Source organism: Sporolactobacillus kofuensis, assembly GCF_024125425.1.
GTDB lineage: Bacteria > Bacillota > Bacilli > Bacillales > Sporolactobacillaceae > Sporolactobacillus > Sporolactobacillus kofuensis.
The window spans coordinates 98,491-108,840 of sequence record NZ_JAMXWN010000011.1; the positions used below are offsets into that span (position 1 = coordinate 98,491).

The 10,350-nt window shown below is 30.3% G+C and carries 8 protein-coding genes; 3 read left to right on the plus strand and 5 right to left on the minus strand.

Features of this window, described 5'->3' with window-relative positions:
* Nucleotides 1–6: 6 nt before the first annotated feature.
* The 4 genes from NIE32_RS10260 to NIE32_RS10275 form a co-directional block, all read right to left on the minus strand.
* Entirely contained in the window at nt 7–1,236 is a 1,230-nt protein-coding gene (locus NIE32_RS10260) for a Rep family protein (protein WP_253076797.1), read from the minus strand.
* Between the two features lie 168 nt (nt 1,237–1,404).
* A complete protein-coding gene (locus NIE32_RS10265) occupies nt 1,405–1,932 on the minus strand; it encodes a hypothetical protein (RefSeq protein WP_253076798.1) in 528 nt (175 codons plus the stop codon).
* A gap of 1 nt (nt 1,933) precedes the next feature.
* Nucleotides 1,934–3,001, minus strand: a complete 1,068-nt coding sequence (locus tag NIE32_RS10270; protein ID WP_253076799.1) for a P-loop NTPase family protein — start codon at nt 2,999–3,001, stop codon at nt 1,934–1,936.
* 36 nt (nt 3,002–3,037) lie between these two features.
* Nucleotides 3,038–3,355, minus strand: coding sequence for a hypothetical protein (locus tag NIE32_RS10275; RefSeq protein ID WP_253076800.1), 318 nt, complete (start codon nt 3,353–3,355; stop codon nt 3,038–3,040).
* A gap of 281 nt (nt 3,356–3,636) precedes the next feature.
* Here NIE32_RS10275 and NIE32_RS10280 point away from each other — a divergent pair, with 281 nt between their 5' ends.
* From NIE32_RS10280 to NIE32_RS10290, 3 genes are all read left to right on the plus strand, one after another.
* Entirely contained in the window at nt 3,637–4,389 is a 753-nt protein-coding gene (locus NIE32_RS10280; RefSeq protein WP_253076801.1) for a hypothetical protein, read from the plus strand.
* 394 nt (nt 4,390–4,783) lie between these two features.
* A complete protein-coding gene (locus NIE32_RS10285) occupies nt 4,784–6,772 on the plus strand; it encodes a site-specific DNA-methyltransferase (protein WP_253076802.1) in 1,989 nt (662 codons plus the stop codon).
* Nucleotides 6,754–9,360 (plus strand): DEAD/DEAH box helicase family protein, encoded by a 2,607-nt coding sequence (locus NIE32_RS10290; RefSeq protein ID WP_253076803.1) that lies wholly within the window; start codon nt 6,754–6,756, stop codon nt 9,358–9,360. The genes NIE32_RS10285 and NIE32_RS10290 overlap by 19 nt, the downstream gene beginning before the upstream one ends.
* Nucleotides 9,361–9,620: 260 nt before the next feature.
* Here NIE32_RS10290 and NIE32_RS10295 read toward each other — a convergent pair.
* Nucleotides 9,621–10,350: tyrosine-type recombinase/integrase (locus NIE32_RS10295; RefSeq protein ID WP_253076804.1), on the minus strand; the 730-nt coding region annotated here is incomplete at its 5' end.

Sequence of the window (10,350 nt, forward strand, 5' to 3'; positions counted from 1 at the left end):
TCTTTTTTAATTATCTAGATTGTCTAATACATCATCAAGAGTGATAGTGTTTGTTATGGTATTTCGCAAATATACATTTTTTCGGGAATTTTTTTGGATATAACTGCCGTATTTTTCGTCGTAATCCAATTCAATCAAATGATCTTTGGTGATTTCCAGAATCAATGACAAGCGACGATTTAATTGTCCGAAGGAATCCACTAACTTATCTATCTTTTTATTAGTTTTGGAATATCCGTTATAAAACTCTTTTGGGGAATAGGGTGAGGTAATGATAATCAGCTCAGCTTGGAGTTTGGCATTTTTATAGCGTGCAACTGTCGTACTGTCATAGTTGAATGGATCAGTTATTTTTAGTAAATCGCTATAATTGATATTTTCCGGTCGAAGTTCATCTATAATGATTGTATGTTCACCATCATAACCTTGAAACATATCATTTGATCCACCTGTTTTAAAATATGCTGTTTTTTTATTATCAGCTATAATACTAGCTATTAATGATTTACCAACACCACTGTTGCCGAATAACCAAAAGACTTTTTTCGATATATTATCTTCAATCATTTTTGTTTGCCATCGTTGAAATTCTTCCTCTTGTCGCAATTCCTCAATCTTCATAATTTTTGGTTCAAATTTAGCAAAAGCAATTGCACCAGCTTGGGTAGCAATGACTTGTTTTGCTTTTAAAGCGGTAATTTTACCCTCACGCAGTGTATTTAAAAGGCTGCTTATTGAAATCCCAGATTCTAAACTTTCAATATAAGACTTGAAATCAAAGTTAGCTCGAACTTCTTCGATATCATATTGAAATTTGTCTTTTGCATTGTTTGTAAAATGAATTAAATAGGCAAAGCCGTTCTGAATATCTGATTTGGTTCCTTTCCGGCTGTATGTTTCAAGATAATTAGGCTTATCATTTAAACGACTTGCTACCGTAGATAGTCGAATGCTTTGTTCAAATTCAAGCATTAAGTGAACATGGGGCTCTTTGGGCATTCCATTATCATCTAAATCTTTGTCATGAATTATTAATGCATACCTAATCGCTTTTGCCTGTTCAGCAAATCTTTCTAGTGTTTCTAACTGGTTTTCTTTTGATTGGTTCATTAGATCAGTAATCGGTAAATGTTTTATTTGTTGAACATACATCATTGCCTTTGCCTTTTTATCTTTTAAAGTAGAGCCATTTTCTTCATTTGGAATATTATCCTTGTTCGTTGGCATATCTGCCATTAGCTCACTCCTTAAATTTAATTGTCCTTATTGTCCCAACTTTTTTTGCGTGGTAAACAAGCCCTAACCACGCATTGCATCAATATTTTATTATTGTTTTGTCTTTGCAAAATTGGCTTGAGACTCTTTTCGTTTTCGCTTAATGCGAACGAAAGAGTCTCAGCATAGTTATTTATTCAGGTTACCTTTTAAAATTAAATATCTTCCTTGTCGGTCAAAGCCTGAAAAGCTCGCATTAACCATCGAGCTGAGTTCTTCACGAATACTATCTTGCTTTCCTTTAATGATTCTTTGCGCTTCATCATTCCTAGGCAATTTGATACGGAAGATGATGGTATCTCTATAAAGATTTACATATGATTGTGCTATGGCTTTATTTACTTGATTTTGAGAAATTGCGACTAAATTTTCATTGTCAAAAATCCACATAAAATGATGAATTTGTCTAGTAAAAATACAAGATAGAATAGTGTGCATTATATTATCTTTTAGTATGAAACGAATTAGCATGTCGATGAATGTGAACGCAATAATGGAGCCGACTATAAAATAGAAATACTTTTTTACGATCCATTCAAAAGAATCTGCTAAACCCAGTTTAGTAAGCTTTAATGCAATAAGAAAAACAATACAAAGCAGCAAAATATAAATTGCGTTGAGATATACTTTTAATAGTAGATTTAAAATGCGATACATATTATAGCCACTCCTTTACAGTAGGCATTAAGATCGGCATGATATTGTTACTATGGACGCCATCTATTAATTGGATGATACCGGTTGCGACGCCTTTTGGAATAACAATATCCTCGCTATTATCCAGATCGGGAAAAAGAAATTGTGTGGTCTTTTTGTTTATATTGCCTAATTGTAAGACCAAGTTGCACTGCTCCCGAATGCTAATAGGTAGGGCATTAACATCAAAGCGTTGACTGACTAAGATCAAATGGATTCTGGTCGAGCGACCAAGTAAGGCAATTTGACTTAAAAGCGAGAAAAAATCTGCTTGTATCTGTTTGGATACACCCGTTGTTAAAGCTAGTAATTCATCTATGACTATCGTTTGATGTCGGAAAATTACGGAGGGATTATCAAATAACTCCTGTTGTCTTTGTTGAATAAGAGAGACATATTCGCTCAGCATATCACTAATTTGGTTTACAAAGTCATTTTGACTACGATTATTTTCGGGTTTAATCAATCTGATGCCATTTTGGTGTGCAAATTTACTAGGGCTGTCAAATTTGGGATCAACAATTACTAAATCTGAAAAAGATTTGATGGCGGACATAAGATAAATCAGACTTTGGCTTTTCCCACTGCCGCTGTTACCAGCGATAGCTAGATGGTAAACTTTACTGTAATCGAAATCTAAATTTTCCATTAATGGAATGGATTTTTCTTTGACTTTGCTAACTAGAAAAAAGGAAAGATCATCAATGATAATTCTTTCTGGAACTCCTTGATACCAAGGGAAAAATAATCCTCTAGCAGTATGCATATCATTATCAGATGTTTTAACAAAGTAGGTTCCACTTTGCTTTAGTAGTGTGAATTTTGGATACAGGACGCCACTCGCTAATTGAAAGATACGATTATACAAATGGTTATTTAATATGAAAGTTGAAGGGACGGCGGGTTTGAAAATAAAGCCGTCCCTCAGAATTTCAACATCAAATGAATTTGTATAAGTAGATTCGCCTTCAATACCGAGCGCCATATTTAGACATTGGATCAGATATTTTTTTAATTCATTTGAATTCATATTTTCTCCTTCTAGGTTTGTTTCAAGATGGTCATATTATTTTATTTTTTCAATTGAAGATGCTTTGAAATATATGTTATTACGAACTTCGATCGCTTCTAAGTCGACCAGCCTTACCTGATCAAGCTGGTTAGCAGAGACAGTTACTTGTGCTGGCAGTTTCACAGAAAACGGGTTAACACCAGTTTGTAGTACCCAAATTTTTGATCCAATAGGGACACGTTTGTTATTCTCAAATGTATACATTTCCTCAGCTTCACTAGATAACAGAATAAAGGAAGAGGTTGGATTTACATATTTCTCCGCTATTTCCTTGCTGTAACTATTTCGTTTAAAGTTATTTTTCATTTTCATGCTTTACACCTCAGTAGATTATATTTTGATTGGTACTTGGCACTTTAAGTACTATTCATGCCGGTCATAAAATAACGTTAATAAGTTTACTTATCTTTTCATCATAAGAATCTCTTCTTTCTGTGTTTGTCACTAGCAAACAAACACTATTAAGTATTTCAAGGGATTGCGAGTCTTTCTTGATACCTGTATTGTGTCATATATTTTAATTAGTGCTTATATCTGATTTTTTGTGATACACTTATCAAAAATACACCACCTTTTTGGAAAGGGGTCTAAATATGAAAAATATTTTTCCGATAAGTAACAAATTTATATATGATTTAGCAGCAAAAAGAATTTATTTAAGAAAGATGGATTTGAAGTTAACTTATTACAATATAGCAGGATATGAAAACAAAATAGATTATGAAACTGCGGAAAAAAGAACGGGCTATGACTATAAACTGATTAATAAAATAGCGACTGGGAATTTTAAGGGTAGAAATAATCGATATTTGCTTACAGAAACATATACTGACTTACTCGTTGATAAATTAAAATTTTCCAAACATGAAATGCTGTGGGGGAATGATGATGAAATACGGATGTATTCAGTAGAGTTATTCGAATGTTTAATTCGTGACTGTATTAATGAAGATGTGAATTTCACAGATAATATCTTTTCATTACTATCAAATTTTGGAAAAGAATCCTCAGAAGTTACTCCAGAAAAAATAGATAGACTTTTGAAAATGCACTATGATAATCAATATACTGTTAGAGATCAGTTTATAAGATTATTTGCAGATTTCACGCATAACAAATATTATTCTGAAAATTATGTGGAGAATGGAGGTGTATTAGAAAGTATTAAAGAGATAAAGCCGGTAACTATATTTAATGACAATGCTTATTTGACATTTAAGAAGCTCCCGGAGAGCATTGATAGATTTGTTCAGACTGAATTTTCTTCGTTATTAATGAATATTTTTTTAAAGCAAAATAGAAATGACCAAGTATGTAAAATGAAAAATTTAAAATTAAAACTATAGGAGAAACCTAGTGAGGGGGTGCAACCCTTGATCTTCTATATATAAAATAATCGAACGTTGCACTTGGACTTCTACAAGATGTTTAGTAGCAACCCATTTATTTACCTCCTTTGCACGAATTAAGATACATAATAATGTTTCATTCATCGTTTTCACCGCCTTTCAATATTGGCGCTCTTCTCACTACACCTCTTCTTCGCTGTAACGCAAAAAAGCCGCTACATATCCAAATGGATACATAACGACTTATGTGAATAGGGGTGGGGCATGCAACACAGAGCCCCATTTGTTATATACATGACTAGGTGCTGAGGAGAAAAATATATTTTTTTTATATTGTAAATGAAGTATAAATTATATAATAATAAGTGAATATAAGTTGGGAGCGAAGATTATGTATAAAAATTTAGAAGAGATACTTAGTGTATTAAAGACCGATGAAAGATTATTATCTCAAAATGGAGATCTTTTATTAAATAAATCAAATGAATTAGCTTTGAAGAATGATCCAAAATTTATAAAAACCCTTTTTAATAATAAGACAACAAGAGATTACTTTTTTATAGATATTGAGGATATGGTTGTTTTTAACCCATTAAAGTTTAGTTGGTTTTTAGAGAATGAAGCTACATTACCAGATTCATATACTTCTTTTTCACAAGAAATTGGACTAATTGATAAAAAGAAAAATAAGATTTTAAGTTATAACGATGTTGTATTATCATTTCCATTTAAAGATTGCATTTTAGAATTCGATAGTACGGATCCTGATAAAAAGAGGGAAGAAATATATTTTAATGAAGTTCTTGCAAAAGAGGAAATTGATAGATTATTAGATTTAAAGGCACTGGGAAATGCTTATAAATATGGACGGAATTCTAAAGTTAAAATCAATCAAATTACAGAAGCTACAGATAATTTATTAATAAAAGGAAATAATTTGATTGCAATGTATTCATTATTACCAAGATATAAAGGTCAAGTGAAATTAATATATTGGGATATTTTGTATAATACTGATAATGATTTAGTGAATTATAACGATTCATTTAAACATTCTTCATGGTTGGTAATGATGAAAAATAGAATTCAAGTCGCGAAAGGACTCTTAAAAGATGATGGCTTAATTTTCATTCATTGCGATAAAAATGAAGATGCTTATCTTAAAGTATTAATGGATGAGGTATTTGGTAGAGAAAACTATGTTAATAACATTGCAGTAAAATCCAATTCGATTTCTGGAAATAAAACTCGATTTAAAGAGAAAACAATTTTAAAAAACAAAGATACTATTTTAGTATATAAAGGCAATGGGGATATTAAAATAAATCCTCAATATACTGAGAAATTGAAATGGGATACACATTATAATGCTTATCTTGATGTAGTAGATGAAAAAAATAATATATATAATCCAAGAAAGTTAAAAGATGTATTAATTGAAGAAGGAATCATTGATTCTAAAACTACAGTTAAAGAAGATATTATTAATAATAATCCGGAATTTTTACAGTTTTGTTTGGAAAATAAAGATAAAATTTATCGTTTAGTAAATTCTATTCCAGCTGATAAGAAAAAGGAAAGCTTAGAAAAAAAATATCAGGTTATATCTTATACAGACTCAAATGGTGAAACTAGATATGCTTTAAATGGTAGCCGTATTTCATTTTTATCTAGTGCTGTTAAAAATATAAATGGTGAAGAAAAATTAGCTCAATTATTAGGAGATTTATGGACAGATATTGATTTTCAAAATACTCAAAATGAAGGTGGAAAGGAGAATTCACTGCCAGCTGGTAAAAAACCTGAAAAATTATTGAAAAGAATTATTGAAATGGCAACAGATGAAGATGATTTAGTTTTAGATGCATATTCAGGTTCAGGAACAACAGCTGCGGTAGCATTAAAATTAAATAGAAAGTTTATTGCCATTGAACAATTAGATAAACATTATGAAATTTCACTTAATAGACTTAATTTAGTAGTTAATGGAGACGAAAGTGGAATTGCTAATAATATGAGAGAAGATAGTTATTTTATAAGTTGTGAAATATTATCTAATTCTCAAAATTTTGTCGAGAAAATAATTGCAACTGATAATCATGAGATATTAAACAGTTTATATGAAGAACTTTACAATAGTGAATTTGTTTCATATCGTATAGATTTTAATAACTTGAAAAATGGTAGAAACGATTTTGAAGAATTTTCAATAGAAGATAAAAAAGCTTTATTATTGAGTGTTATTGACAAAAATACGTTATATATTAATGCATCAGAAATTGAGGATAGTAGTTTCAATTTAAGAGAAGATGACAAATTATTTACTAAAAGCTTTTATAAAGGATTAGGAGGTGAAAATCTGTGGTCAACAATATATTAAACAATCAAATAGATAATTTAATACTATCTAGAGATTTAGATTTCCCTTTGATTCCTAAAGAAATTATTTCTAATTTAAATCCAAATTTTAAAATTAGGGATTATCAAAAAAATGCTTTTGAGAAATTCATGTTATATTATGAAACTGCAGCTTTAAATAGAGGAAATCAAATCCATAACCTATTCCATATGGCAACTGGTAGTGGTAAAACATTTATTATGGCAGGAATAATATTATACTTATATACAAAAGGATATAATAAATTTATATTCTTTGTTAATTCTAAAAATATTATTAATAAAACAAAGATGAATTTTCTAGATAAAACTTCAATGAAATATTTATTTAATAATAAAATTATAATTGATGGGAAAGAAATAGTAATTGAAGAAACGGAAACATTCTCTAATTTAATTGAAGAAAGCAAAATTTATATAAAGTTTTGTACAATTCAAAAGTTACATCTTGATATTGCATTTCCTGGAGAAAATAAAGTTTCTAAAAAAGAGTTTAAAAATAACAATATAGTATTTTTATCCGATGAAGCACACCATTTAAATTCTTTCACTAAAAGTACTAAAAAGTCTAAAAATGAAGCAGAAGCAAATAAAAAAAATTGGGAACAAACAGTTAATGGGTTATTTAAGTCTAACGAAAAAAATATTCTACTTGAGTTTACCGCAACTGTTAGTGAGAACGTTGACATTAGAAATAAATATAATCCAGTAACAGTATATAAATATGATTTAATAAAATTTAGAGAAAGTGGTTATACTAAAGAATTTTACAATTTGCAATCTGATTATGATTTATATGAAAGAACTATTCAAGCGATGCTAATTAGTCAGTACAGGCTTAAATTATTTCAAACTTTAAAAATTAAATCGAAACCAGTTATTTTATTTAAGCATAAAGATACACAAGCACTAGAAGATTTTTATAACGACTTTTATGATTACTTCGAAAGAAGTTTTACTGCAAAAGATATTGAAAAGTTCAGGAATAATGACAATAAAGTAATTAAAGATATGTTTGAGTTTTATGATAATAATGGTCTTACTTCATTTATTCTATTAGAGGAATTAAAATTATCATTCTCAAAGGAAAAATCTTTAATTTTACATTCCAAAATGTCAGATAAAGAATTAGAAAGTAAATTAATTTCAGTAAATAATCTAGAGGATTCTAATAATCCTTATAGAGCGATTTTTGTTTGCGATATGCTTCATGAAGGATGGGATGTATTAAATCTTTATGATATAGTTCGCCTTTACGATACAAGGCAAGGTGGGAGAAAGATTTCTGAGACTACAATCCAAGAAGCGCAGTTGATTGGTCGAGGAGTTCGTTATAATCCTTTTATCATTGATAATGATTTTACAAATGAGTATAAAAGAAAATTTGATTCAGATCCTGAGAATCAGTTTAAATATCTTGAAACATTATACTATCATAGTAAAAACGACTCTCGATATATTGAAGAATTAAGGAAAGCTCTACGTGAAATAGGATTAGAAGATGATAATTTTACAGAATATGAATATATTGTTAAACAGAATTTTAAAGAAGAAGAAATTTTTAAATCTGGTGCAATTTATTTAAATGAAAAAATTAAAATAGATAACTCACTGATAAATTCTATTCCTCAAAAATTTAAAAAAGATTATTCTTATATCGATAGTTCAAATAAAATTAAAGTATTAAGTCTAGCTTCTGAAAATGATGTAATGGAAGAGGATAATTCAGTTGTAAATACCTATAGAGTTACATTAGGAAATATTGATAAAAGAATAGTAAAAAAAGCTTTAAGCATATATCCAATATATAATTTTAATAAATTAAAAGAGATATTTAATTCACTAAATTCAATAAACGAATTTATAGAAAGTGAATCATATTTAGGGGATATTGATATTATTATTCAGTCAATAAATGAATTAAATAATGAATTGTTATATAAAGCATGTATTAAAGTATTGGGTGATTTAGTAACAAATATTGAATCCTTAAAGGATCAATTTTATGGTAGTCCAACTTTTAAACCTGTTCCACTAAGTTCAATAGTTAGAGATACTCCGAGAAAAAAATATTTAGGTAACGATTATGGAGAAGGTATTTCCCAAAATGATGATACAATTCCTCAAGATTATAAGCTTTTGTTAGCAGATAAAGATTGGTACGTTTATAATGACAACTATGGTACATCAGAAGAGAAGAGGTTCGTGTATTTTTTTAATAGCAAAGTTAACGAATTAAGAAAAATATATAAAAAGGTATTTTTAATAAGAAATGAACGAAATGCAGCAATTTTCTCATTTGATGGTGGCTATCGTTTCGAACCGGATTACTTATTAATCTTAATTAATGAGGATAATCAACAAGCTATTCAACAAGTATTTATTGAACCTAAAGGAAAACATTTAAGAAAAAAAGACAAATGGAAAAATGATTTCTTAAAAAGTATAGAAGCTAATTATGACATTATTGATTATAGTAATGAACAGTATAAGATATTAGGGTTACCATTCTATACACACGATGAAGATATAAAAGAATTTAAAGATGCTTTTGATGAATTACTCAAATAATTATTTTAAATTATTTATTAAATTCCTAACTCTTAGTAAAACGTAGTCAAAAACATAGTCAAAAAAATCAATTACCCCCGCAACTATTGATATAACAGCATTTCGAGACGGTTAGTTCGACTCCCACCGTCTCCATTATGGTGTTGGTACACTATACCCGAGATATTCGAAAAATCCCTTTGCAAAGGGATTTTTTAATACCCTTAACTCGTACACTGAAGTACACTTTTGAGATATTTGAGGGCAAAATGAGGGCAAGCCTACCTGAGGCTGACCACTTTCTTTTCATCCGGAACCTTGAATATCTTGCTCATGGTTTCGTTGGATTCCTCATTTTCTCTGGTGAACAATTCGTCAATGATATGGACATAAGTTTTATATGTCGTCATGATATTTTTATGCCCCAATCGCTTAGATACCCAGCTGATCGATCGGCCGTTGTACAATTGAATGCTGGCGTGCGTGTGTCGCAGGGCATGAAAGGTAACGCTCTTTATGTCTAATGTGTCCGCTAAGCTCCGCAGCGTCTTATTGACGGCGGTGTTCGTCACCAGTTGATAGTTCTTACCGACAAAGACAAGATTGTGCGGGTTCGGGTCGTCTTTAAGCTTAGCCTTTTGCGTTGACTGTTCTGCCTTGAGATGCGTTATCCATTTAATCGTTTCGTCATCAATAGTAATGACGCGGCGGGACGAATCTGTTTTTGTCGGACCGAAGTCATGCGCATTATGGTAATCCCATTTCTTATTTACGCGAACGGTCTTATCCTCTAAATCAATGCAGTCCCACGTCATGCCGCAGACTTCACTGTATCGGCAGCCGGTTGCAAGCGCGAATAAAATCATGTGCCGGCTAATGTAACGCCACTTGAGTTCTTTGAGGATGTAGTGGGAAAGCTTCTCGGTATCTGTCTGACTGAGAAACTTGAGTTCTTCAGCCTTCTCTTTAACCTTTCCCTTAGTCTTGATTTTATAGGTCGGGTCTTTAATG